We start from the raw sequence: 22,709 nt of genomic DNA on the forward strand, positions 1-22,709 counted from the left end.
CCTCAATCGACCCCGACAAGCAGCCGCATCGCGGAAGGTGTACCGGCTTCGTACTTGCCCCAGATGCGCCGTAAGTGGCGCGCCGAACCAAAGCCTGCACGTTCGGCGACCGTTTCAATCGCCAGGTTCGACTCAGTCAGCAGTTCGCGCGCCACGGCCAGTCGCAGCCGATGCAGGTAGTCGAGTGGACTGAGACCTACATGTTCCTGGAACAGCCGCGCCAGATGGCGGCTGCTGGTATACGCCAGGCTCGCCATACGCGTGACGGACCAGGCTTCACAGGGGGCGGCAGCGATGGCGTCCTGCACCCGATGCACCGCTGGGTGCAGGTGATTACGCCCCGAGATCCAGGGTGACAGTTGCGGGTCGGCTCCACTGCGGCGCATGTACACCACCATGTCCCGGGCGACCGCGCAGGCCAGCCGTGCCCCGGCCAGTTCGGCGAGCAGATGCAGCATCAGGTCGATACCCGCGGTCACGCCGGCGCTGCAACTCACCGGACCGTCGGTGACGTAAAGCCGGTTTTCCAGGACGCGGGCTCTGGGCGCGATGGCTTGCAATCTCTCGCACAACGCATGGTGCGTGGTGCACTGGCGCCCATCCAGCAACCCAGCCCTGGCGGCACTCAACGCGCCCGCACATACGCATACCAGCCGCTCGCCCGACGGCGCGAACACCGTTTGCAACCAATGAGTCAGTGTGGCGCTGGCGGTATCAAAAGCCTGCTGGGATGCCTGGGTCACCTTCGACGTGGAGCCCACCAACACCACCAGCGTGCCCGGTGCCAGGGCCGGTGGCAGCGGCGCCAAGCCTGTGAGCGGCAAGCCGATGGAGGTTTGCAGGGACGCCACCGGGCTGACGTACTGCAGGTCGAAGTCGATGGCGGCCGGGTCTTCGACTTGAGCGGCCAGGCGCAACACTTCGGCGGGGCCTGCCAGGTCCAGCATCAGTACATTGGGCAGCAACACGAAAAGCACCGGCACGCTCACAGGTTTATGCCTCCAATGCCTGGGCGACGGTGACGATGCGCGCAAAGCGGTCCTCCAGCACCAGCTCTGTGCGCTCGCGGATTTCGGCCACGGTGTAGACCCGTGCACTGCGCGTGTGAGTCATGGGGAAGGTCAACGTCGCCTCGCTGACAAAGTCCACGGCAAAGCCGCTGTCCGACGCGTGCCGCGTGGTGGTCTCACAGCATTGCTCGGTGCGAATGCCGCTGATGATCAGCGTGGTCACCCCCATCTCCGTCAGCCGTGCAGCCAGGGGTGTACCGGCGAAAGCACTGTGGTAGCGCTTATGGATGACCAGGGCGGGCTCGATCGACAATTCGCCCAAGGTTCTGACGTTGCCCGATGCCATCGAAAAATACCCCTGATCTTCAACATGGAAGACTTGTATCACCGGAATGCCGCGCTGAACACACCCGTCAATAAGGGCCTGTTGATTGGCAAGGTAGCCAGGCAGGTCATTTTCGGACCAGTAGGTGGCGTGGCGGAACGAATGCTGGGCATCGATCACGATCAGGGCTTTGCGGTTCATGGGTAGTCCTCTTGGCTTACATCTCAGTGAATGATGCAGGCCATGGTAGGCACGCCGGCACGTGCGCGACAGGCGCAGGCCGGACCGGTTGAGGACGGATTCGGACATTCATGAGCACAAACTTTCAGCCAGTGTTCAACGTCACTTCACTCAGTTGTATAGGGGGATGGGGTATGCAATGATTCGCAACACTATAGGTAGGGGGGGTATACCGTGGGCCATACAGCCGCGAATAAAGACAGCTTGATCAAGCGCGTCAAACGCATCGCCGGGCAAATCCAGGCGGTGGAAAAAGCGCTGGAATCAGACGCCGACTGTGCCAAGACCCTGCACCTGGTGGCGGCCACCCGTGGCGCGATTAACGGGCTGATGGAGGAAATCATCGAAGACCACGCCAGGGCACATGTGGCCGACCCGTCCCTTAGCGAAGAAGCCCGCAACAAAGGTGTCGAAGAATTGCTCGAAGCCATTCGGCGGTACTCCAAATGACCCTCACCAGTCACACCCACGAGCATGTATTCCTCGGTTCATCCCACGAAGAAAATGCCAAGCGCACCCTGTGGGTGGTGATGCTGACGGTCGTCATGATGGTGGCGGAAATCGCCGCCGGCGCATTGACCGGCTCCATGGCCCTGCTGGCTGACGGCTTTCACATGGCCACCCATGCCGGCGCCTTGGGCATTGCCGCTGCGGCCTACGCCTATGCCAAACGGCATGCGAACAGCCCGCGCTACAGCTTCGGTACCGGCAAGGTGGGTGACCTGGGCGGCTTCGCCTCGGCGCTGATTCTGGCGCTGGTAGCCTTAGGCATCGGCATCGAGTCGGTGATTCGCTTGCTGCAGCCTGCCGACGTGCAATTCGGGACGGCGACACTGATTGCCGTGGTGGGTCTGGCGGTGAATATCATCAGTGCGCTGCTGCTGGGTCACGGCCATAGCCACGGGCATGACCACGACCACGAGCCTCACGCTCATGGCCACGACAACAATATGCGCTCCGCGTACGTGCACGTGATCGCCGATGCATTGACCTCGGTGCTCGCCATCGCCGCGCTACTGGCTGGACGGTACCTGGGCTGGGTGTGGCTGGATCCGCTGATGGGCATTGTCGGTGCCGCCGTGATTGCGCGGTGGGCCTGGAGCTTGATGGGAGCCACCGCCGGCGTGTTGCTGGACCAGACCGATGCACATGTCGCCGCAGAGATCCGCGAGTTGGTTGAACAACCCGGCGATGCCCGGATCACCGACTTGCACGTTTGGCGAGTCGGCCCCCAGGCCCATGCGGCGATTGTCAGTGTGGTCGGCCATCCGACCACGGATGCCGAGACTATCCGTCGGCGCCTTGGGCCGGTGCATGAAGTGAGTCACCTCACTGTCGAGTTTCACCCGGCATAACTACGGTCTTTACTGCACACCTGGATGAACCCTTGGCCAAAGATATTGAAAATCCCTGCATTTCCATCTGCCAGCTCAGCGGTGACTTGTGCATCAGTTGCGGACGCAGCAAGGATGACATCCGCAAATGGAAACGCATGAAGCGCCCGGAAAAGATGGCCGCCGTACAGCGCGCGACGCTGCGCTTGAAGGCGCTGAAAAAAGGCAAGTAAGGCCGGCAATATCACCGACCTTGCGGGTGTGGCATCAAGTGCGCCCCACCGAACCGGTAACCGGCAGATTGCCCAATAACCTGAGCCCGGTGCTCTTCACAAAGGTGTCGTAGTCCATCGGTTTTTGAATGCGAGTCTCGGCGTTGGGCAGCACGTAGGCCCAGGCGCGTTTTGGCGAAGCGTCGTACACCAGCTTGAACAGGCGCGTCGGCACCCAGACCTTGTGAGGGCCAATGGTGCTGTAGCCTGGGTCAAACAGCGGGCCGGTAAACACGAACACGTTGCCACCGGCACGGGTGGCAAATTTACGCACATCCGCTTCGACCTTGCTCCAGATCTTGCGGTTGTTGGTGGGGTCCTGCGGCACCATGTTCGACAACGCGAAGGATTGCGCCATGGCATTGGCACTCGGTGCGTCGGCCGCCGGGGACTGGTGGCCACGGTCCACCGCGGGATGCTGGCCGCGGTAATCGCTCAGTTCTGCGCGACCGTCCTTGGGAATGCGCGGGTCCGGGTAGAACTGGTTGGTGCGCTCCTCGCCCTTGGCGTCTTTCAATTGCGCGGCATTCAGGCGTTCGACCACCACCAGCGGCGTTCTGCTGGTTTGTGAATAGAGCACCGCGAAGTTGTCCGAGCACAAGGCCAAGGGCTTCATCGAGACCGGCACGGTAGCAAGGTTGATCGGTGTCGCAGCGGGGAACAGATCGGCACACCCGTCAAACGAGGGCTTTTTTTGTTGGCTGGAATAGAGGTCGAGGGCGGCCCCCTGGCTGATCGAGCCGAAGCGTGAGCTGTGCTCCTGGGCTGGTGGCTTGATAAAGTCCAACAGGCCGCGGGCTTGCGCCCCGGAGGAGAGCAAAACAAGGGCCGACAGCCCAACTGCAATTTTGCGCAGGTACATGGAGTGATTCTTCGAATGGGAGTGAGGCGGCAGGCTCCGCGAAACGGAGCCAAGTGAATGATATTGCGAGGATTATTGACCGGGCAAAGTCACATTAGTGCCCAACGGCAAGCGGTTTTCCCGTCGCCCGCGCGCCGGGTTTGAAACCGTGAGCATTTACCGCGCCGTCGCGACTAGCCGCGAGTTCGTGAAGTCGAGCATGACGGTGAACCGCTGTTGCACGCGGATCACTTCAATATGCCAGCCCAGTTTTGCGCATAACTGCCGCATCAACTGCAACCCAAGGCCGTAGCCAAAGTCGCTGGATTCCTGCGATGGCGGGGTCTCCCTCGTCCGGTTGGCAATAGACAGCCGGGGGTAGTTGAAGCTGATTTCCACTTGGCCTTCTTCCGCGTATTGGAGTGCATTGCGCAGGAAGTTGCCGATCACAATGCGGCATGCGGTGGGAGGCAATCGACAAAGTCCGGTGTGGATATCGATGATCAGCTCGATATCCCGGTTGCCGATGAGGTAGCGATGTTTCTCGATCAGTTCGCCGACCAGCTCGCCCAGGTCAACATCTTCCTCCGGCAACGGTTCGGGACGCTCACGGCTCATCCACAGCAACGTCTCGGCGATAAGCTGCATATTCAGCACGGAACGCTCGATGCGCTGCAAAGAGGTCGGCAGCACACCGCCCGATTGCAGGGTCAACAGCTCCATATTGGCCTTGAGCACCGCCAGTGGGGTCCGCAGTTCATGGCTGGTGTAGCGTAAAAGGCGACCTTCACGCTGGCTGGCCGCCTGCACCTGCTCAACACTTTTGGCCAGTGCTTCGGCCAGCATATTGAACTCCTTGAAGCTGAAGCCAGGACGCCCGCAGGCTATAGCGCCAGGGTCTTTCAATGTACTGGACCATTGGGCCAGGCGCCCCAGCGGGCGGACCAACCACCAGACCAGCAGGGCGATGATGAACAGCGCCGGCACGAACACCGCCAGGCTAATGAAGGCGACGCTTTGCAACACCTGGTCAAAGTAGGCATCAGACAACGGTGTCTCGACTTCACCACCGGCTTCCTGATCATGATCGACGTCATACAGATAAAGGGTTTTACCGTCACCCAGAGGCTGTTCGAGGATTATCTGGAACACCGCGTCGTCGTCATCGGAGTAAAGATCGCCAAAGATATGGACCGCGCCGAAGGACAGACTCGGCGGTGCATCCAGCATCTGGCGGATGTTCTCCGGCAACGCCTCCTTGCCGATGACACCGGTATAGAAGTAATTGTGCGGAGGCGGCGTGGCCGGGTCCTTCTTGTAGTGCCTGATAAAATATTGGGCTTCTTCTTCCATCATCGCACTGGCGGTGTAGAGCAAGCCGCGCACGGTGAAGGCCGGCAGCAGTTGGCTGTAGATCAGCAACACCACCGCGATCAGTAACAGGAAACTTCCGCTGATCACCCACTTCAGGCTCAAACCATTACGCATGTGGCTTCACCTGAATACCGACCCCGGGAAGGGTGTGGATCAACGGCCGGCCAAAGGGTTTATCAACTGCCTTGCGTAGCCGATGCATGTGCACTTTTAGCGTATTGCTGTCGGGTGGCTCATCACCCCAGACCTTTGCTTCCAAGCGCTCTCGGGAAACCGGTTCAGGACTGGCGCGCATCAGATGTTCCAGCAAGCTCCAGCAGATGGGTGACAAATGCAGCTCCTGTCCTGCGCGACTGACTTTGCGGGTGCTCAGTTCCATCACCAAGTCGTCCACCTGCAGGCGGCTGGTCTGCCCGCTGCGGCGCATGCTCAGTGCGCGAATCCTGGCCACCAGTTCGGCCAGTTCGAACGGCTTGACCAGATAGTCGTCGGCTCCAGCGGCAAAACTGGCGAGTTTGTCCGATAACGCATCCAGCGAGGTCAGCATCAGGATGGGCGTCTGGACGCCCTGCTGACGTAATCGTTCGCATAACTGCTGGCCGTCCAGTCGCGGCAGCATGATATCCAGGAGAATAACGTCGTAATGTTGGCTGAGTGCCAGATTAAGCCCGGCCTGGCCATTACTGGCGTGGTCACAGACGATGCTGCTGAATGCCAGATACTCGATGACGGTGGTGGCCAGATCCAGGTTGTCTTCGACCAACAGCAGGTGAATATGCACAGGAAAAAGCCTCGGACAGTATTGCGCAGAGGTTTGAAGGATAACGGAAGTCGGCTGCCCTCTAATGATGTTTACCTGGCGTTAACCCTCCCCTGCTTAAGCTCAGGCTCTTCTTATCCAGAGCGCGTCACAGCCATGAACCTGTCTTCGATGATCACCGGTGCCCTGCTGGTGTTGATTTTCTCCGCCCTGATGGCCGGCATCCCCGCACCGAAAGCTCAGTTGATGCGCATTGGCGGGAGTAGCTGGTTTCTGGTGGGCCAGAACGTTGAGCGAACAGGGTCGTTTCATGTCGCCAATGCGTCCTAATGACGTAAACATCAGCTATACCTATCAGTTGGTACTGTGCGTGGTGCTGATTGTTTGCGTGTCGTTATCGATGGGTATCTATATCACCCGCTTGAATGCGCACATCGATAAGCACCGAGACCTGTCGCCAGTGTATCTGTACGAATGCCACAAAGGCCGTGGCGGCTTTATTGTCTATGCTGATGGCAGACGCAGCAGCGACAACTGCTACGACGACGATGAAGGTGAATCGGCGGGTGCCGACGAGGCGCAGGGTCTGCCAGGCTCACACCGTGCCGGGTGGCTCAAGTACATCCTGCCTACGGTTGAAGAGCCGCGGATTCTCCAGAGATAGGGCGACCCTCCTGCCGGCGCCCAGTAACGCAGCAGTCACAAACCGGACGGAAGGTACGTACCAAATCTAAAGTTAAGGCGCCAGGGACAGATAGACTTTATGTCGTTCATATCTGCAACAATGTTCAAGGACCGAACTCATGACTCAGCGTCAATCCGGCCGTACTTCACCCCCTGTTTCTTTGCCTTTTCGCTGGTTTGCGTTACTTCCGGTCATCCCTGCCATTGCATGGACGCTCCTGCAATCAGCCTCGCCGACCAACCTGGCGGCCTGTGCCGTACTGCTGCTGATCGGTCTCGGTACCTGTGCCTGGAGCGCACGCTCACAGCGTGACGCGGTGCTGCGCGCGATGGCATGGGCGAAGGCCGATCAAGCAGATGTGGACGCGACGCAAAACAGCACGGCCTTGCGCGCGCAACTCGATGAGGTATTGCTGGGCGCCATGCCCATCTGGGCCAAGCAAGTGGAAAACTCGCGCCAGCAGACCGAGGACGCGATTGTCAGCCTGGCCAACCGCTTCACCGGGATTTCCGCGCGCCTGCAGGACACCGTGCAGGCCTCGCAGCAAGCCGCCGGTGAGCTCGATGGGCAGTCTGCCGACGGCGCGCTCAAGGCGCTGGCGCGCAGCGACACCGAACTGAGCCAGGTCATCGACTCTCTCAAGGCCGCTCAATCGAGCCGTGACCAGACCCTCTCCCAAGTGCGCAGCCTCACCGCCTATACCGGCGAACTGCGCACCATGGCCGCCGATGTGGCGGCCATTGCGGCACAAACCAACCTTCTGGCCCTCAATGCCGCCATCGAGGCGGCCCGGGCCGGTGAAGCCGGGCGCGGTTTTGCCGTGGTTGCGGATGCGGTGCGCAGCCTGTCGAGTAAGTCCAGCGAGACCGGCCAGCAAATGTCGGCCAAGGTCGACATCATTAACAACGCCATCACCCAACTGGTCCAGGTAGCGTCCAGCAGCGCCGACCAGGACAGCCACTCCGTCGCCGCGTCCGAGCAGAGCATCCAGCAGGTGCTCGAACGCTTCCAGAGCATCACCGGGCGCCTGGCCGACTCCGCCGACCTGCTCAAGCAGGAAAGCTACGGCATCCGTGACGAGATGACCGATGTACTGGTCAACCTGCAATTCCAGGACCGGGTCAGCCAGATCCTCAGCCATGTACGCGACAACATGCACGCCCTGCATGAGCACCTGCTACAGGCCAGCCAGGCGCCCGACCAACTGGTAGCCGTCGATGCCCGCCAATGGCTGGCGCGCATGGAGGCCACCTATGCCACCGACGAGCAGCGGCGCACCCATCGGGGCGACACCGCGGCGCAACAGAGTTCACAAGACATCACTTTTTTCTAGGAGCACGGCATGGCGAAGAATGTATTAGTGGTCGACGACTCGAGCAGCGTGCGACAAGTGGTCGGCATTGCCTTGAAAAGCGCCGGCTACGACGTGATCGAGGCGTGCGATGGCAAGGACGCGCTGGGCAAGCTCAACGGGCAAAAGGTGCACCTGATCATCAGTGACGTGAACATGCCCAACATGGACGGCATCACCTTCGTAAAGGAGGTCAAGAAGCTGGCCAGCTACAAGTTCACCCCGATCATCATGCTGACCACCGAGTCGCAGGAATCAAAGAAAGCCGAAGGCCAGGCCGCAGGCGCCAAGGCCTGGGTGGTCAAGCCGTTCCAGCCGGCGCAGATGCTGGCGGCGGTGTCCAAGCTGATCCTGCCCTGACCGATGACGGCACGGAGGCCTTATGTCCATCACCCGCGGAACAGTCGACGGCACCGCCCGCATAGGCATTGACGGCGAACTGACGATCTACACCGTGGCCGAACTTGCCACCGAGCTGCTGCCGCAGATTGGCGCGGCGCCGCGCCTGGAACTCGACTTGTCCCAGGTCACGGAAATCGACGGTGCCGGCCTGCAATTGCTCGCGGTCATCAAGCGCGAAGCGGCCGGCAATGGGACGGACTTGAGCCTTGCCGGGCAGAGCCAGGCGGTCACGAGCACCTTTCAACTATGTGGCGGCGCGATCTTCTAGCGCGACGCAGCCCCGCTCAATGAGCGACAAGGAGTGTCCAGGTGAGTATTGATCTCGATCAGGCACAGCAGACCTTTATCGCCGAGGCACGCGAGCTGTTGCAGGTCATGGAGCAATCCCTGCTGCAACTGGAAAGCGAACCCGGTGATGAAGATGCGATCGGCGCAGTGTTTCGCGCCGCCCATACCATCAAAGGCTCCGCCGGGTTGTTCGGCCTCGCGCCGATTGTCGGTTTCACGCACATCGTCGAAGACGTGCTCGACCGCCTGCGCGATGGCAGCGTGGCGGTGGATGCGGCGCTGATCGCGCTGCTTCTCAAGTGCGGCGATCACATACTTGAACTGATCGAGGCGGTCGACCATCACAATGGAGCACTGCAGCCTGCGACGCTGGAGCACGGTGAGGTGTTGCGCGAGGCACTGAGCGCTTATCAGCCGCTGCAGACGGCAATCGCCGTTGTGGAAAGCGCTGGCCAACATGACGAAAACCGCGACGAGGTGCTCTGGCATATCTCGCTGCGCTTCGGCGTGGATGTGTTCCGCAACGGCATGGACCCGTTGTCTTTCCTGCGCTATCTCGCCACGCTGGGCCAGTTGTTACAGGTCACCACCCTGACCGAGAGCATTCCGCCCGTGGACGGCTGGGATCCGGAAAGCTGCTACTTGGGCTTTGAAATCGACCTGCGTTCGAAAGCCGGCCATGCCACCCTCAATGAAGTGTTCGATTTCGTACGCGATGACTGTGAGGTGCACATCAGCGCCCTCGACGCGCCAAGCGACAGCAGCGCCGCCGCCGGCACCGAGTTGGTCACGCAGACTGCTCCCAGCCCGATGGTGACGACGCAACAGCGCGTGGCGACGACCAGCGAAGTCAAGCCGAGGGATGGCAGTTATGTACGGGTCAATGCCGACAAGCTCGATGAATTGATCAACCTGGTCGGCGAGCTGGTCATCGCCAGCGCCGGCGCCAGCCTGTTGGCTCGCTCCTGCAACAACGACCCGCTGCAGGAAGCCTCCTCGACCGTCTCCGGGCTGGTGGAAGAGATCCTCGATGGCGCGCTGCGCCTGCGCATGATTCCCATCGGCGATACCTTCAATCGTTTCCGCCGCGTGGTACGCGATGTCAGTCAGGAACTGGGCAAGGATATAGACCTGATCATCAGCGGCGCGGAAACCGAGCTGGATAAGACCGTAGTCGAGAAAATCGGCGACCCGCTGATGCACCTGTTGCGCAATGCGATGGACCATGGCATCGAGAGCGCCGAGGCCCGACGCGCGGCCGGTAAATCGACCAAGGGTCACCTGAGCCTGAATGCCTACCACGACTCGGGCAGCATCGTGATCGAAATCGCCGATGATGGTGCCGGACTCAATCGCGAACGTATTCTGGAAAAAGCCCAGGAGCGCGGGCTGGTCGCCAGCGGTGCGGTGCTCAGCGACCAGGAAATCTACAACCTGATTTTCGAAGCCGGTTTCTCCACGGCCGAGGCGGTGACCAACCTTTCCGGACGCGGTGTCGGCATGGATGTGGTCAAACGAAATATCACCCTGTTGCGCGGTACCGTCGACCTCGACAGCCGCCCCGGCCAGGGCACCGTGGTGCGCATTCGCCTGCCACTGACCCTGGCGATCATCAATGGATTCCTGGTCGGCATCGACCATTGCACCTACGTGATTCCGTTGGATATGGTCCAGGAATGCGTCGAACTGGACGAACACCAGCGTCAATCCAGCCGCGACCAGGGCTACCTGGATCTGCGCGGCGAGGTGTTGCCGTTGGTGGACCTGCGCGACCACTTCAGCCACGAAGGCCCACCGGCCCGCCGCCAGAACGTGGTGGTGGTGCGCTATGCCGAACACAAGGCCGGGCTGGTGGTGGATGACCTGCTCGGCGAGTTCCAGACCGTCATCAAACCCTTGGGCAAGCTGTTCGGCGCGCTACGCGGCATCAGCGGCTCGACCATTCTGGGCAGCGGCGCGGTGGCCCTGATCCTGGATATACCGGCGCTGCTCAACCAAATCGTACAACAGGAAGCCCGCACACCTCAGGCGCCTCCGTCGCCCGCGGTCGGCGTTCGCTGACGCATTTGCAATTCCATGGAGGTTCCCCGATGAAATGGTTCTACAATCTTAAAATTTCCACCAAGTTGATCAGCGCATTCCTGGTGGTCCTGGGGCTCACTGCGGCCATGGGTGGGTTCGCAATCCTCCAGCTCGGTGCCGTTAACCAGGCAGCCCAGGAGATCAAGAGCGATTGGATGCCGTCCATGCGCGCAGCGGCCGGCATGCGTTTTTTTGCGGCCAATTATCGGCTGAAGGAAAACCGCCACGTCAGTACCGAGATCGCCGAAGAAAAGGCCCAGGCCGATCGCGAAGCCGATGAGTCGCGTCAACAGTTCGATACCCGCATGGGCACCTACGAGCAATTGCTGTCGGGCGATGAAGAACGTCAGCTGCTGGTCGGTTTGAAAAGTGCCTGGTCCACCTACCTGGCGACCAGCAAGCAGTTGCTCGACTTGTCCCGGCAGAACCAGGAAGTCGCTGCGAGTACCTTGCTCAGAGGGGAGTCCAGAACGCATTTCGATGACGTGACCAACCGCTTGCAGAAAATGGTCGAGTTCAATGAAGCCGGCGCGATCCAAGTCGGTGACAAGGGCTCGGCGTTGTACGAAAGCGCACGCGTGTCGATCATCGCGGTGCTGGTCGCCGCCCTGTTGATCGGTCTGGGCCTTGCGATGTTCATCGCGCGGATTATTTCCCGTCCGCTGAAGCAAGCCGCGGCCGCCGCAGAGCAATTGGCCGAAGGTAACCTCAGCACTCCTATCGCACCGGGCGGGAAAGATGAAACCGGCATGGTGCTCAATGCCATGCGCAATATGGTCGGCAAACTGGCGACTATCATCGGCGAAGTACGCAACGCTGCCGACAACCTGGCCAGCGCCTCGGAGCAAGTCAGTGCCACCGCGCAGTCGATGAGCCAGGCCACCAGTGAACAGGCCGCCAGCGTCGAGGAAACCAGCGCGTCGGTGGAACAGATGAGCGCCAGCATCAATCAGAATACCGAAAACGCCAAGGTCACCGATGGCATGGCCAGCAAGGCGGCCAAGGAAGCCACCGACGGCGGAGAGTCGGTGCAACAAACGGTACTGGCGATGAAGAAAATCGCCCAGCGCATCAGCATCATCGATGATATCGCCTACCAGACCAACCTGCTGGCGCTCAACGCCGCCATTGAGGCTGCGCGAGCCGGCGAACACGGCAAAGGTTTCGCGGTGGTAGCCGCCGAAGTACGCAAACTGGCGGAGCGCAGCCAGGTGGCCGCCCAGGAAATCGGCGAACTGTCGTCAAGCAGCGTGGACATGGCCGAAAAGGCCGGGAAACTGCTCGACGAAATGGTGCCCTCGATCAACAAGACCTCCGACCTGGTACAGGAAATCAGCGCCGCCTCCGAAGAGCAGGCGGCCGGCGTGGCGCAGATCAACACGGCCATGACCCAACTCAACCAGGTGACCCAGCAGAACGCCTCCAGCAGCGAGGAACTGGCGGCAACGGCCGAAGAAATGAGCGGCCAGGCCGAGCAGTTGCAACAGGCGATGAGCTTTTTTGTACTCGACGCCACCTCCGGCGCCGCGGTTCAAACCAGCAGTGTGGACAGCCCGGGCAACAAGCCAGGCCGCCAACCACCCCGCCCGGCACCGCAGGCACCCCGCAAAGCGTTTGCCTACAATATGGTCAGCGCCCCGGATGAATCGGAATTCACCCGTTTCTGATGCAAAGCATTGATGCGGGCTTACAGGGAGAATGACATGGGTGCAGTAGTGACTAACCGCCAGTCCGCGGTTGCGACAGATGAAGAAGCGCAATACCTGACCTTCATACTCGGTGGCGAGATGTTCGCCATCGGCATTCTGGGCATCAAGGAAATCATCGAATACGGCAGCCTGACCGTGGTACCGATGATGCCCGCGTTCGTGCGCGGCGTGATCAACCTGCGCGGCGCCGTGGTGCCGGTGGTTGATCTGTCGGCGCGTTTCGGCCGGGCGAACTCGCCGATTACCCGACGCTCCTGCGTGATCATCATCGAAGCGAGCACCGAAGATGGGCAGCCCCAGGACATCGGGTTGCTGGTGGATACGGTATCAGCCGTGCAGGAGATCCCGGCGTCTCAGATAGAGCCCCCGCCCAGCTTTGGCGCGCGGATTCGCGCCGACTTCATCGGTGGCATGGCCAAGGTCGAAGGCAAGTTCGTGATTGTGCTGGAAGTGGGCAAAGTACTTTCTATCGATGAGATGTCCAGCCTGGCCGAAAGCGCCCAGGCACCGGCGCTCGATCTTGAGCAGCGTTGAGGTCCGATCATGGCCGACACCGCCTCCCTCGATGACCGTGAGTTCGGTCAATTCCAATCCTGGTTGTACCGTGCAGCCGGTATCAATCTGTCGCCGGCCAAAAAAGCCTTGGTTGCCGGGCGCCTGTTCAAGCGCCTCAAGCATTATGAACTGGAGAGTTACGGGGACTATTTCAAGCTGATCATGAGCGACCAGCGCAAGGGCGAGTTGCAAGTCGCGCTGGACCTGCTGACCACCAACGAAACCTACTTTTTTCGCGAGCCCAAGCACTTTGACTTCCTGCGTCAGCAGGTACTGCCCAAGGCAGCGCCGGGCAAAGTGTTCCGCGTATGGAGCGCGGCCAGCTCTTCGGGCGAAGAGCCCTACAGCCTGGCGATGACGCTGGCCGAGGCCCTGGGCACCACGCCTTGGGAAGTGATCGGCTCGGACATCAGCACTCAGATGCTGGCCAAGGCGCGCACCGGGCATTACTCAATGGAGCGCATCGGTACCCTGCCCCAGCCGCTGCTCACCAAATACTGCCTCAAGGGAATCGGCCGCCAGGAAGGCACTTTCCTGATAGACAAGAGCCTGCGCAGCCGCGTCAACTTCGTGCAAGTCAACCTGAACGAGCCGCTGCCAGGCCTGGGCGAGTTCGATGTGATATTCCTGCGCAACGTGATGATCTATTTCGACCAGCAGACCAAGAGCCAGGTGGTCGCACGCCTGTTACCGCAGCTCAAACCCGGCGGCCATTTCATTATCAGCCACTCGGAGAGCCTCAACGGTGTGAACGACACCTTGAAGCTGGTGGCGCCGTCGATTTACCGCAAGCCATGAAAAAGCCCCTCGGTGCGCTCGAAGTGGTGCTGGCGCCCGGCCAGGTCAGTTTTGCGACGCGGCCGACTCGCCTGCGCACCTTGCTCGGTTCCTGCGTGGCGTTCACCTTCTGGCATCCGCAGCGGCGGATCGGCGGCATGTGCCATTTCATGCTGCCGGCACGCTTGCGTCATGGTCAGCCCCTGGATGGCAAGTACGGCGACGAAGCGCTGGAGTTGCTGATTCAGCACGCACGCGCCCATGGCACGCGCGCCCAGGACTATCAGGTGAAGGCGTTCGGCGGCGGCGAGATGTTCCCCACGCAGCACCGCCAACTACCGACGCAGAATGTGGCCAACCTGAACATCCGCGCCGCACTGGCACTCGCCAAGCACCATCATTTGCACCTGGCGGCCCAGGACATGGGCAGCACCGGCTATCGCACTATCGTGTTCGACCTGTGGAACGGCAACGTCTGGGTCCGGCATCAACCAATGGGATTACTCGAAAACAATGCCTACCAAAAAAATCAGCGTATTGCTGGTCGATGACTCGGCCGTTGTACGCCAAGTGCTGCTGGCGATTTTCAATGACACGCCGGATATTCACGTCATAGGCGCCGCCTCCGACCCGATTTTCGCCATGGACAAGCTCGCCCGTGAATGGCCGGATGTGATTGTGTTGGACGTGGAAATGCCGCGCATGGATGGCATCACCTTTCTCAGGAAAATCATGAGCGAGCGTCCGACACCGGTAGTGATCTGCTCGTCACTGACCCAGAAAGGCGCGGAAACCTCCCTGCAGGCTTTATCGGCTGGCGCAGTGGAAATCATCACCAAGCCCACCAGCGGGCTGAAGAATTTCCTGATCGAGTCGGGCCCGGAGCTGATTGCGGCGATCCGCGCGGCGGCCAACTCCAACGTCAGCAACCTCGGCAAGCGCATCGCCAAGCCGACACCGGCGCCCACTGTCGCCGGCAAGCTGACGGCGGATGCGATCCTGCCCGCCGCCAACGGCCACGCCATGGCCCAGACTACCGAGCGCATAGTCGCCATCGGCACATCCACGGGCGGCACCCAAGCGCTGGAGGCCGTGCTGACAGCGTTACCGAGGGTGTGCCCTGGCATGGTGATCGTGCAGCACATGCCGGAAAAGTTCACCGCCTCCTTCGCCGAGCGTCTGAACAGCGTATGCCAGATCGAAGTACGTGAAGCGCGCAACAACGACCGTATCCTGCCCGGCCTGGCGTTGATCGCTCCCGGCGGCAAGCACATGATGGTCACACGCAGCGGCGCCTACTACCACGCTCAGGTCATCGACGGGCCGCTGGTCAACCGCCATCGGCCATCAGTGGATGTGTTGTTTCGTTCAGTGGCCAAATTCGCCGGCAAGAACGCCACCGGCATCATCATGACCGGCATGGGCGACGACGGCGCCCGCGGCCTCAAGGAAATGCTCGACGCCGGCGCCGCGACAGTCGCCCAGGACGAGGCCAGCTGCGTGGTGTTCGGCATGCCCAAGGAAGCCATCAAGCTCAACGCCGCCCAGCGCATCATGGCGTTGCAGGATATTCACCAGGCGATCCTGCATAAGTGATGTTGGGTGTAACGGTCTGGGCAACGCATCTTGTTTGATTGATGCGCCCAGATTGACCAGTCGCATAAAAAAGTGACCTGTGAATGGAGGCAGTTTTCGATCCAGCCGTGGTCGCATCAGCATTGAAGGTGCTGTTCTGGTGAGCGGAAATCCCCCATGCACTTGGACGGCAAAGGTCAAATCCAAGGCAAAAAAAAGCCTGCATCGCTGCAGGCTTTTCTCTATCTGGCTCCACGACCTGGACTCGAACCAGGGACCCAATGATTAACAGTCATTTGCTCTACCAACTGAGCTATCGCGGAATTCGCCGTATGTTACTGATTAAAAAGAAGAAGTCAAGCATCCAAGCGGATTTGATCGAATTAGTCCGGATAATCGGCAGGCGCCCTACTCCGGGCTGGCCATTTCCCTGGCCAAATCCAGCCAGGCACGTGCGGCTGGCGGCAGGTGGGCGCTGGCGCGCCAGGCCAGCGCGATGTGCCAGTCGGTATGGGGTTCGTCCAGGGGGATCAGGGCTATGCCGGTGGATTGATGCTTGTGCGCCAGCATCCGCGGCAGGAAAGCGACGCCCAGCCCCGCCGAGACCAGATCAACGATAAAGTCGATCTGCCCGCTGCGGGCCGTGACCTTGGGTGTCACGCCCTTGCGCTCGCAGGCGGCGAGGATCTTGGCGTTCAGGGCAAAGCCGGCTTCGAACAGAATGAACGGCGCATCGGCCAGGTCGGTGAAATCGATGCGCTTGCGCCGGGCCAGCGGGTGGTCCATGGGTAACACGGCCATCAGTGGCTCATTACGCACAGGTTGGTAGTCGAAACCTTCGTCCGTGGGCAGCAGCAATGCCGCCAGGTCAATCTCCCCAGCCTCCAGGCAGCCGCGCAGTTTTTTACTGCCGTATTCGGTGAGTTCGATTTCGATGTCCGGGTAGCGTGTGCGGTAGGTCGCGAACATGGCCGCGAACAATACGCCGCAACCCACCGGTGGCAGGCCAATACGCAATTGGCCGCGCTTGAGGCCACGCAAGTCATTGATCTCGGCCACCAGGTCATTGCTCTCGGCGAGCAGCACTTGGGCGCGACGGTAGGCAATTTCGCCGGCAGCGGTGAGTTCGTTACGGTGGCCCAAGCGGTTAAGCAACGGTGTGCCCAGTTCGTCTTCCAGGGTCTTGACCGCCTTGCTCACGGTGGATTGGGTCAGGGACACCACCTCGGCAGCCTGGGAGAAGCCACCCTGGCGCACCACTTCGACAAAGGCACGCAAAGCTCGCAGGTTCATCAGTATTCCTTTGGCGACTGGCTACAATCGATAAAAGTTGTTTTTATCATGCCAGATTATTGCCTATCCTGACGCCTCTTGCCTGTGTGGAGCCCCTCTTCAATGATCATCTCGTCCGCCTCCGATTATCGCGCAGCCGCCAAGCGCAAGCTGCCGCGCTTCCTGTTCGACTACATCGACGGCGGCGCCTACGCCGAACACACGATGCGCGCCAACAGTTCGGACCTGGCCGAGATCAGCCTGCGCCAGCGTATCCTGCGCAATGTCGATAACCTGAGCCTCCAGACCACACTGTTCGGTCAGACCCTGGACATGCCTGTGATCCTCAGCCCAGTGGGCCTTACCGGCATGTACGCACGGCGCGGCGAAGTGCAGGCGGCCAAGGCAGCGGCGAACAAGGGCATTCCGTTCTGCCTGTCGACCGTGTCGGTATGCCCGATTGAAGAAGTGGCGTCGCAAAGCGCGCAGGCGATCTGGTTCCAGCTGTACGTGCTCAAAGACCGGGGCTTCATGCGCAACGCGCTGGAGCGGGCGCAAGCTGCAGGGATCACTACACTGGTGTTTACCGTGGATATGCCGACGCCCGGCGCGCGCTATCGCGATGCGCACTCGGGCATGTCCGGCCCGTTCGCGGCACAGCGGCGCATCCTGCAAGCCGTCACCAAGCCCCAATGGGCATTCGATGTGGGGTTGCTGGGCCGTCCCCACGACTTGGGCAATATCTCCAAGTACCTGGGCAAACCCACCCATCTGGAAGACTACATCGGCTGGCTGGCCAACAACTTCGACCCCTCGATCAGTTGGAAAGACCTGGAGTGGATCCGTGAATTCTGGAAAGGCCCGATGATCATCAAAGGCATCCTCGATCCCCAGGACGCCAAGGACGCCGTGAGCTTCGGGGCCGACGGCATCGTGGTCTCCAACCACGGCGGGCGCCAGTTGGATGGCGTGCTGTCCACGGCAAAGGCCTTGCCACCGATTGCCGATGCGGTCGGCGACGATCTCACGGTGCTGGTGGACTCCGGCATCCGCTCGGGGCTGGACGTGGTGCGCATGCTGGCGCTGGGCGCCAAGGCCTGCCTGCTGGGCCGCGCGACCGCCTACGCCCTGGCCGCCGAGGGCCAGCACGGCGTGGAAAACCTGCTGGACATCTTCGCCAAGGAAATGCGCGTGGCCATGACCCTGACCGGGGTCACGTCGATTGAGCAGATCGACCGCACCACCCTGGTCTAACCTGCCAGCCAAATAACTGGCGCAGGTAGAAAGCAATTGCTCTTAACTCTAAGAGCAATTGATTGATTTATAGGGTGTTTTATAACACCCCATGAACTTGGCACGCTTCTGGCTCTATTTCCTGCCAAGCAGGTTGAGCGATGACAAGACGTGCGGCAGTGCCCCGGGGTTATAACCCGGACCAAAGCGGTTTAAACTGTTTCCAATGTTTTACGTAACTGAAGGAACAGTAAGACGCTTGGCCTTTGCCATTCTCATCCTGCCTGTAAGACAGTTAAGTGCTTAGAGGCCGTCCATTTATGAAAACACCCACCCAGACCAACACAATTGACTTCGACAGTGCCAAATTGCAACGTCTGGGATTTGGTCAGCCGTCTCTGCTTCCCCGGCGCCCTACTACCCTTGCCCAACTTCGCCAGCAACTGAACCAACAGTTGCAGAGCAGCCTGGAACCAGAACGTATTCTTGGTCTGTTCTTTCGCGAAACCCAACGCCTGGTCCCCGTGGACGCCCTGCAATACCGTCACGAAACCAGCGATCTGCGTATGGAGTTCGGCCATCGCGGCCATCATTCGGTAAGTTACAGCTTGAGTCACGAAGGCGAGCACTTGGGCGAACTGATCTTTCGACGCAACCAGCGGTTCATGGAAGAAGAACTGAACCAACTCGAGTCCCTGCTGGCTACCCTGCTCTATCCGATGCGCAACGCCCTGCTCTACCGCGTAGCCACCCGCAGCGCCCTGCGTGATCCGCTGACCGAAACCGGCAACCGAATTGCCATGGACCAGACCCTGCAAAGGGAGATCGATATGGCCAGGCGGCATCTGAACCCGTTGTCCTTGCTGATGCTGGACATTGACCACTTCAAGCGAATCAACGACACCCATGGTCATGCCACCGGCGACAGCGTGCTGCGCGCCGTGGCCGCGACGATCAAAAGCCAGTTGCGCAACGTGAACATGGTGTTTCGGTTTGGCGGGGAAGAGTTTCTGATCCTGCTATCGAATACCGGCCGGGATGCTGCGGCGATGGTCGGCAACCGTCTGCGCCAGGCAGTACAGGCCCAGGATTATGGAGCGGAGGGTACGCGTATCGAATTGACGGTGAGCCTCGGCTGCTCAACCTTGCTGGCCGCCGAGTCGGCCGAAAGCCTGTTGCGCCGCGCCGACAACGCTTTGTACGTGGCCAAGCGCGAAGGCCGCAACCGCTTGGCAATGGCGGGGTAAAAACCCCGCCATCACGCTTACATCACGCCTCGCTGGCGACGCGTGCCGGGCGCTCGCGAACGGCGGCGAGCACCTTGTCTTTGTCTTTTTCCAACTGCATGCAGCTTTCCAGAAACAGGTACATGTAGTCGTAGCTCTTGCAGATGGCCTGGCGCAACTCGACCTGCAAGGCCTTGCTCGGGTTCATCCCGGCCAGCGTGCAGATGATTTCCAGGGCCTCCCAAGGGTGGGCGTCATCGTACTGAGCGTGCATCTTCAACCACTTCATTGCACGCTTGCGGTCTTCCTCGGGGAAGGCGGCGGCATACACACCGGTCGAACACACCACGGCGGACCACTCCCCAGTCGCCCCTTCGATGGCATAGTTGGTCGCCGCGATTGCAACGATCAGCGAGTCGGCCGAACTGGTATGCCAGCACCAATGGCTCAGGGCGTGCAATTCCGGCGGTACGTTCTGCGCTTGCAACTCTTCCAGGCTCACGCCATGGGCGCGGGCCCAATGCACCCAATAGTCAGCGTGGTTCAGTTCCACACGAATGTTGCGCATCAGCCAACGTCGCGCCATATCCTCCCCAGGATGGCGGGCAAACTTGGTCTTGGTGAGGTTCTGCGCCATGTACAAAGCAAACTGTTCAACCACCGGCCAACCACCAATCAGGTAGTGGCGCATGGTCTTGGCGCTGAGCGCGTTGTCGCGCATGCGCTGGTACAGTTCGTGCTCGACAACTCGGCGCTTGCTCTCGCTACAGTCCTGGATCAATTGTTGCGCCCAGGCGGGGTAACTTGAGGCTTCCATAAGCGGGCCGGTTCTGTTGAATGTGTCGATCACTGTAGGGCTCCTTTTTTAGTGTGATAGTACAGACCAGCAAATGTTTCAGCGGAATGTGCCGGGCGCCTTGAATAACAGAGGCTGCGGCCGCACAGGTCGACACTGCAAGCTATCAAAGGTAAACAATTGCGGGCGTTCAATCAGGTAGCCCTGAGCGTAATCCACACCTATCTCAAGTAAAGCCTGTTCGATGTGCGGTGTTTCAACAAACTCGGCAATTGTGCGCTTACCCATGACGTGGCCGATGTGGTTGATCACTTCGACCATGGCGCGGTTAATCGGGTCGTCCAGCATATCCTTTACGAAACTTCCATCGATCTTCAGGAAGTCTACAGGTAAATGTTTAAGATAAGCGAATGAGGACATTCCGGCGCAAAAATCATCAAGAGAGAAATGGCAACCTAACGCTTTGAGTTCATTAATAAAACGTATCGCACTGCCAAGATTGGCTATAGCACTCGTCTCTGTTATTTCAAAACATATCATTTCAGGCGGGATGTTATAGGCCGCGAATTTCTCACGTAAGAAACCCAGGAAATCATCATCACCAATGGTAATGCCTGACAGATTGATCGCACACATGGCCATCGGTCGACCCGGACGCTCACGCAAGCATTCGGCGATGATCTTGAACACGTTCTCGACCACCCAACGGTCCAGCGACGTCATCAGGCCGTAACGTTCAGCGGCCGGGATAAAACTGTCGGGCAAAATGATGCGCCCCCCTTCATCATGCAGCCGCAACAGGATTTCGATGTGCCCACTGCCTGCGTCGGTATGGCCCAGCGGCGAAATCTCCTGGGAGTACAGGCAAAAACGGTCTTCTTCCAACGCCACGTGCAGACGCTGCACCCAGGCCATCTCACCAAAGCGCACAGACAACTCCGAGTCATCGGCATGGTAGACCTGCACCCGGTTGCGACCCTTTTCCTTGGCCATGTAGCAGGCCATATCTGCGGCCCGCAGCGAGGTTTCCAGGGTGGTCGGGGTTTGCGAGATATGCACCAGGCCGATGCTGACGGTGGTCATGAACGGCCGCCCCTTCCACACAAAGTGCAGGCTCTGCACGGTATGGCGCAGGCTCTCGGCAATCCTTTCGGCCACCGGCGCCGGGCAATTCTCCAGCAGAATGCCGAATTCGTCGCCGCCCAGCCGCGCCAGGGTGTCACCTTCACGCAGGTCCGACTGCAGCAGCGCACAGATATGACGCAACAGCTCGTCGCCGGCCGCATGCCCACAGGTGTCGTTGACCAGTTTGAATTGGTCCAGGTCGAGGAACATCAACGCGTGCCGCCCACTTTGCTGGCGCCCCACTTGTTGCAGAACCTGTTCCAGGCGGTACTCGAACTCGCGACGGTTGGCCAGGCCGGTCAAGGCATCATGGGTCGCTTGCCACGACAGATTGGCGATGTACTGGCGCTCCTGGGTCATGTCGTGCAGTACCAGCACCGCGCCGCTGACTTTGCCGGCGCTGCGGATCGGCGCCCCCACCAACGTCACCGATACCGTACTGCCGTCCAGGCGCTGGATCAGCTTGGAATGTTCACTGCCGCCACCAAGCCGGCCCTTGATGATGCGCTCGATCAGGGTAAAGCCGTCAGGCTCGGCGCTTTCATCCAGCAGTTTGAACAGCGCCGCCAGCGGCAAGCCTTGGGCCTGCGCGTTTTTCCAGTGGGTCAACGCCTCCGCCGCGGGGTTCATGTAGTCGATGGCGCCATCGACATCGGTCGTGATCACGCCGTCGCCGATCGATTCCAGGGTGATCTGCGCGCGCTCCTTCTCGACTTGCAGGGCATTGGCAAAGGCATGGCGCTGGGCCAGCAGCTTGTGGGTACGCAACAGCGCCAGAACAATCAGGCCCAAAGCGGTGGCCAGGTTGGTGATCAGCAACAGCCGCAAAATCATGCGTGAGCCTTCGCCCAGGGCATCGCTGAATGCCTTGGCTGCCGGGGTCACACCGTCGTTGATAGCAATGATGTGCGCCTTCCAGTCGCGTACGTTGTCGCCACTGACCTGATTCGCGCTGATCGCCTGGTGCATCGACTGCGCCAGTTCATCCAGTTGTACCAGATAGCCATCGCCCACGGTCCACAGTTCGATGGCTTTTTCCAGATAGCTGAAATGGCGGAAGTTGAGGTACAGCCAGATCAGGCTGGAAACGTCATCCGGGTGGTTGCCGCCCTTGAGAATACCCAGGCGCGCTGCGGTGAGGTCCGGGACGGGGCGGTCAAGGGCAATGCGCAGTTCATGCCCGCCCTGTGGCACGGCGATGGCTTGCTGATACTTGAGATAAGTCGCTTCGTCGCGGTTATCAGCGTAGAGCGTCAGGTAATAGATGGCATCTTTCTGACCCTTGGACCATAGACTTTCGCCAGCCACATAGCCACGCACCGCTGAAAGCACGTAGAGACTGACGCAACCCAACAATGCCTGGAACAGCACGACGGCGATAAAAGGCCAGACAATGCCCAACAACCGTGGTGTTCCGAGAGTTCGCTTTTGCTTCATGAAGTCCCTTGCACATGCACAGCTGAATACGCACGCGAAA

24 protein-coding genes and 1 tRNA gene are annotated in these 22,709 nt (G+C 60.1%); 16 read left to right on the forward strand and 9 right to left on the reverse strand.

Annotation, left to right across the window (positions count from 1 at the left end; all coding sequences use genetic code 11):
- Window positions 1–2: 2 nt before the first annotated feature.
- Complete coding sequence (locus EXW71_RS06455) at window positions 3–989, reverse strand: GlxA family transcriptional regulator (protein WP_134656802.1); 987 nt, start codon at window positions 987–989, stop codon at window positions 3–5.
- Between the two features lie 4 nt (window positions 990–993).
- The gene (locus EXW71_RS06460; protein WP_134656803.1) at window positions 994–1,536 is read right to left on the reverse strand and encodes a cysteine hydrolase family protein; all 543 of its coding nucleotides are present in this window, start codon (window positions 1,534–1,536) and stop codon (window positions 994–996) included.
- A gap of 213 nt (window positions 1,537–1,749) precedes the next feature.
- Here EXW71_RS06460 and EXW71_RS06465 point away from each other — a divergent pair, with 213 nt between their 5' ends.
- The 3 genes from EXW71_RS06465 to EXW71_RS06475 are packed head-to-tail and all read left to right on the forward strand — an operon-like array spanning window position 1,750 to window position 3,142.
- Entirely contained in the window at window positions 1,750–2,025 is a 276-nt protein-coding gene (locus EXW71_RS06465) for a metal/formaldehyde-sensitive transcriptional repressor (RefSeq protein WP_123717623.1), read from the forward strand.
- Window positions 2,022–2,930 (forward strand): CDF family Co(II)/Ni(II) efflux transporter DmeF, encoded by a 909-nt coding sequence (dmeF, locus tag EXW71_RS06470; protein ID WP_134656804.1) that lies wholly within the window; start codon window positions 2,022–2,024, stop codon window positions 2,928–2,930. The genes EXW71_RS06465 and dmeF overlap by 4 nt, the downstream gene beginning before the upstream one ends.
- A gap of 32 nt (window positions 2,931–2,962) precedes the next feature.
- Window positions 2,963–3,142 carry a DUF1289 domain-containing protein gene (locus EXW71_RS06475; protein WP_123717621.1) on the forward strand — a complete coding sequence of 60 codons (180 nt, stop codon included), beginning with the start codon at window positions 2,963–2,965 and terminating at the stop codon, window positions 3,140–3,142.
- Between the two features lie 34 nt (window positions 3,143–3,176).
- Here the strand turns inward: EXW71_RS06475 and EXW71_RS06480 are convergent, their stop codons facing one another.
- From EXW71_RS06480 to EXW71_RS06490, 3 genes are all read right to left on the reverse strand, one after another.
- The gene (locus tag EXW71_RS06480) at window positions 3,177–4,043 is read right to left on the reverse strand and encodes a DNA/RNA non-specific endonuclease (protein WP_134656805.1); all 867 of its coding nucleotides are present in this window, start codon (window positions 4,041–4,043) and stop codon (window positions 3,177–3,179) included.
- Window positions 4,044–4,199: 156 nt separating this feature from the next.
- Window positions 4,200–5,510 carry a HAMP domain-containing sensor histidine kinase gene (locus EXW71_RS06485; RefSeq protein WP_134656806.1) on the reverse strand — a complete coding sequence of 437 codons (1,311 nt, stop codon included), beginning with the start codon at window positions 5,508–5,510 and terminating at the stop codon, window positions 4,200–4,202.
- A complete protein-coding gene (locus EXW71_RS06490) occupies window positions 5,503–6,177 on the reverse strand; it encodes a response regulator transcription factor (RefSeq protein WP_134656807.1) in 675 nt (224 codons plus the stop codon). The genes EXW71_RS06485 and EXW71_RS06490 overlap by 8 nt, the downstream gene beginning before the upstream one ends.
- A gap of 135 nt (window positions 6,178–6,312) precedes the next feature.
- Between EXW71_RS06490 and EXW71_RS28740 the strand changes: the two genes are divergently transcribed.
- From EXW71_RS28740 to EXW71_RS06540, 11 genes are all read left to right on the forward strand, one after another.
- On the forward strand, window positions 6,313–6,486 hold the full coding sequence (locus EXW71_RS28740; RefSeq protein WP_167659638.1) for a hypothetical protein: 174 nt from the start codon (window positions 6,313–6,315) through the stop codon (window positions 6,484–6,486).
- Window positions 6,467–6,820 carry a hypothetical protein gene (locus tag EXW71_RS06495; protein WP_134656808.1) on the forward strand — a complete coding sequence of 118 codons (354 nt, stop codon included), beginning with the start codon at window positions 6,467–6,469 and terminating at the stop codon, window positions 6,818–6,820. Before EXW71_RS28740 ends, EXW71_RS06495 begins: the two co-directional genes overlap by 20 nt.
- Window positions 6,821–7,262: 442 nt before the next feature.
- The gene (locus EXW71_RS06500; RefSeq protein WP_372241318.1) at window positions 7,263–8,174 is read left to right on the forward strand and encodes a methyl-accepting chemotaxis protein; all 912 of its coding nucleotides are present in this window, start codon (window positions 7,263–7,265) and stop codon (window positions 8,172–8,174) included.
- Window positions 8,175–8,183: 9 nt separating this feature from the next.
- The gene (locus tag EXW71_RS06505; protein ID WP_003174214.1) at window positions 8,184–8,552 is read left to right on the forward strand and encodes a response regulator; all 369 of its coding nucleotides are present in this window, start codon (window positions 8,184–8,186) and stop codon (window positions 8,550–8,552) included.
- 22 nt (window positions 8,553–8,574) lie between these two features.
- Window positions 8,575–8,862, forward strand: a complete 288-nt coding sequence (locus EXW71_RS06510) for a lipid asymmetry maintenance protein MlaB (protein ID WP_134656810.1) — start codon at window positions 8,575–8,577, stop codon at window positions 8,860–8,862.
- A gap of 41 nt (window positions 8,863–8,903) precedes the next feature.
- Entirely contained in the window at window positions 8,904–10,943 is a 2,040-nt protein-coding gene (locus EXW71_RS06515) for a chemotaxis protein CheA (protein ID WP_134656811.1), read from the forward strand.
- Between the two features lie 29 nt (window positions 10,944–10,972).
- Window positions 10,973–12,631, forward strand: coding sequence for a methyl-accepting chemotaxis protein (locus EXW71_RS06520; protein ID WP_134656812.1), 1,659 nt, complete (start codon window positions 10,973–10,975; stop codon window positions 12,629–12,631).
- 36 nt (window positions 12,632–12,667) lie between these two features.
- Entirely contained in the window at window positions 12,668–13,207 is a 540-nt protein-coding gene (locus EXW71_RS06525; RefSeq protein ID WP_134656813.1) for a chemotaxis protein CheW, read from the forward strand.
- 9 nt (window positions 13,208–13,216) lie between these two features.
- Window positions 13,217–14,026, forward strand: a complete 810-nt coding sequence (locus EXW71_RS06530; protein ID WP_134656814.1) for a protein-glutamate O-methyltransferase CheR — start codon at window positions 13,217–13,219, stop codon at window positions 14,024–14,026.
- Complete coding sequence (cheD, locus tag EXW71_RS06535; RefSeq protein WP_123717610.1) at window positions 14,023–14,556, forward strand: chemoreceptor glutamine deamidase CheD; 534 nt, start codon at window positions 14,023–14,025, stop codon at window positions 14,554–14,556. Before EXW71_RS06530 ends, cheD begins: the two co-directional genes overlap by 4 nt.
- Window positions 14,519–15,601 carry a chemotaxis response regulator protein-glutamate methylesterase gene (locus EXW71_RS06540; protein ID WP_123717609.1) on the forward strand — a complete coding sequence of 361 codons (1,083 nt, stop codon included), beginning with the start codon at window positions 14,519–14,521 and terminating at the stop codon, window positions 15,599–15,601. Before cheD ends, EXW71_RS06540 begins: the two co-directional genes overlap by 38 nt.
- A gap of 226 nt (window positions 15,602–15,827) precedes the next feature.
- On the opposite strand, the gene EXW71_RS06545 is transcribed toward EXW71_RS06540, so the two are convergent.
- Window positions 15,828–15,903: transfer RNA gene (locus EXW71_RS06545), tRNA-Asn, on the reverse strand.
- 85 nt (window positions 15,904–15,988) lie between these two features.
- The gene (locus EXW71_RS06550; RefSeq protein WP_123717608.1) at window positions 15,989–16,873 is read right to left on the reverse strand and encodes a LysR family transcriptional regulator; all 885 of its coding nucleotides are present in this window, start codon (window positions 16,871–16,873) and stop codon (window positions 15,989–15,991) included.
- A 102-nt stretch (window positions 16,874–16,975) separates the two neighbouring features.
- Here EXW71_RS06550 and lldD point away from each other — a divergent pair, with 102 nt between their 5' ends.
- Window positions 16,976–18,106: an FMN-dependent L-lactate dehydrogenase LldD gene (lldD, locus tag EXW71_RS06555; protein WP_123717607.1), complete on the forward strand. Its 1,131-nt coding sequence runs from the start codon at window positions 16,976–16,978 to the stop codon at window positions 18,104–18,106.
- A 299-nt stretch (window positions 18,107–18,405) separates the two neighbouring features.
- A complete protein-coding gene (locus EXW71_RS06560) occupies window positions 18,406–19,332 on the forward strand; it encodes a GGDEF domain-containing protein (protein ID WP_134656815.1) in 927 nt (308 codons plus the stop codon).
- A 22-nt stretch (window positions 19,333–19,354) separates the two neighbouring features.
- Here EXW71_RS06560 and EXW71_RS06565 read toward each other — a convergent pair whose 3' ends face one another.
- A complete protein-coding gene (locus EXW71_RS06565; protein WP_283101040.1) occupies window positions 19,355–20,128 on the reverse strand; it encodes a TenA family transcriptional regulator in 774 nt (257 codons plus the stop codon).
- 78 nt (window positions 20,129–20,206) lie between these two features.
- Entirely contained in the window at window positions 20,207–22,669 is a 2,463-nt protein-coding gene (locus EXW71_RS06570; RefSeq protein ID WP_134656816.1) for an EAL domain-containing protein, read from the reverse strand.
- Between the last annotated feature and the right edge of the window lie 40 nt (window positions 22,670–22,709).

It is taken from the genome of Pseudomonas sp. BCA17 (assembly GCF_004519405.1).
In the GTDB taxonomy this organism is placed as follows: domain Bacteria; phylum Pseudomonadota; class Gammaproteobacteria; order Pseudomonadales; family Pseudomonadaceae; genus Aquipseudomonas.

What these genes read in the sequence shown, in the direction of transcription:
- EXW71_RS06480 (WP_134656805.1), bottom strand. Translation starts at nt 4,043, where the DNA reads ATGTACCTGCGCAAAATTGCAGTTGGGCTGTCGGCCCTTGTTTTGCTC.
- EXW71_RS06560 (WP_134656815.1), top strand. Translation starts at nt 18,406, where the DNA reads ATGAAAACACCCACCCAGACCAACACAATTGACTTCGACAGTGCCAAA.
- cheD (WP_123717610.1), top strand. Translation starts at nt 14,023, where the DNA reads ATGAAAAAGCCCCTCGGTGCGCTCGAAGTGGTGCTGGCGCCCGGCCAG.
- EXW71_RS06570 (WP_134656816.1), bottom strand. Translation starts at nt 22,669, where the DNA reads ATGAAGCAAAAGCGAACTCTCGGAACACCACGGTTGTTGGGCATTGTC.
- EXW71_RS06485 (WP_134656806.1), bottom strand. Translation starts at nt 5,510, where the DNA reads ATGCGTAATGGTTTGAGCCTGAAGTGGGTGATCAGCGGAAGTTTCCTG.
- EXW71_RS06500 (WP_372241318.1), top strand. Translation starts at nt 7,263, where the DNA reads ATGCCCATCTGGGCCAAGCAAGTGGAAAACTCGCGCCAGCAGACCGAG.
- EXW71_RS06540 (WP_123717609.1), top strand. Translation starts at nt 14,519, where the DNA reads ATGCCTACCAAAAAAATCAGCGTATTGCTGGTCGATGACTCGGCCGTT.
- EXW71_RS06460 (WP_134656803.1), bottom strand. Translation starts at nt 1,536, where the DNA reads ATGAACCGCAAAGCCCTGATCGTGATCGATGCCCAGCATTCGTTCCGC.
- EXW71_RS06520 (WP_134656812.1), top strand. Translation starts at nt 10,973, where the DNA reads ATGAAATGGTTCTACAATCTTAAAATTTCCACCAAGTTGATCAGCGCA.
- EXW71_RS28740 (WP_167659638.1), top strand. Translation starts at nt 6,313, where the DNA reads ATGAACCTGTCTTCGATGATCACCGGTGCCCTGCTGGTGTTGATTTTC.
- dmeF (WP_134656804.1), top strand. Translation starts at nt 2,022, where the DNA reads ATGACCCTCACCAGTCACACCCACGAGCATGTATTCCTCGGTTCATCC.
- EXW71_RS06550 (WP_123717608.1), bottom strand. Translation starts at nt 16,873, where the DNA reads ATGAACCTGCGAGCTTTGCGTGCCTTTGTCGAAGTGGTGCGCCAGGGT.
- EXW71_RS06510 (WP_134656810.1), top strand. Translation starts at nt 8,575, where the DNA reads ATGTCCATCACCCGCGGAACAGTCGACGGCACCGCCCGCATAGGCATT.
- lldD (WP_123717607.1), top strand. Translation starts at nt 16,976, where the DNA reads ATGATCATCTCGTCCGCCTCCGATTATCGCGCAGCCGCCAAGCGCAAG.
- EXW71_RS06505 (WP_003174214.1), top strand. Translation starts at nt 8,184, where the DNA reads ATGGCGAAGAATGTATTAGTGGTCGACGACTCGAGCAGCGTGCGACAA.
- EXW71_RS06565 (WP_283101040.1), bottom strand. Translation starts at nt 20,128, where the DNA reads ATGGAAGCCTCAAGTTACCCCGCCTGGGCGCAACAATTGATCCAGGAC.
- EXW71_RS06530 (WP_134656814.1), top strand. Translation starts at nt 13,217, where the DNA reads ATGGCCGACACCGCCTCCCTCGATGACCGTGAGTTCGGTCAATTCCAA.
- EXW71_RS06525 (WP_134656813.1), top strand. Translation starts at nt 12,668, where the DNA reads ATGGGTGCAGTAGTGACTAACCGCCAGTCCGCGGTTGCGACAGATGAA.
- EXW71_RS06495 (WP_134656808.1), top strand. Translation starts at nt 6,467, where the DNA reads ATGTCGCCAATGCGTCCTAATGACGTAAACATCAGCTATACCTATCAG.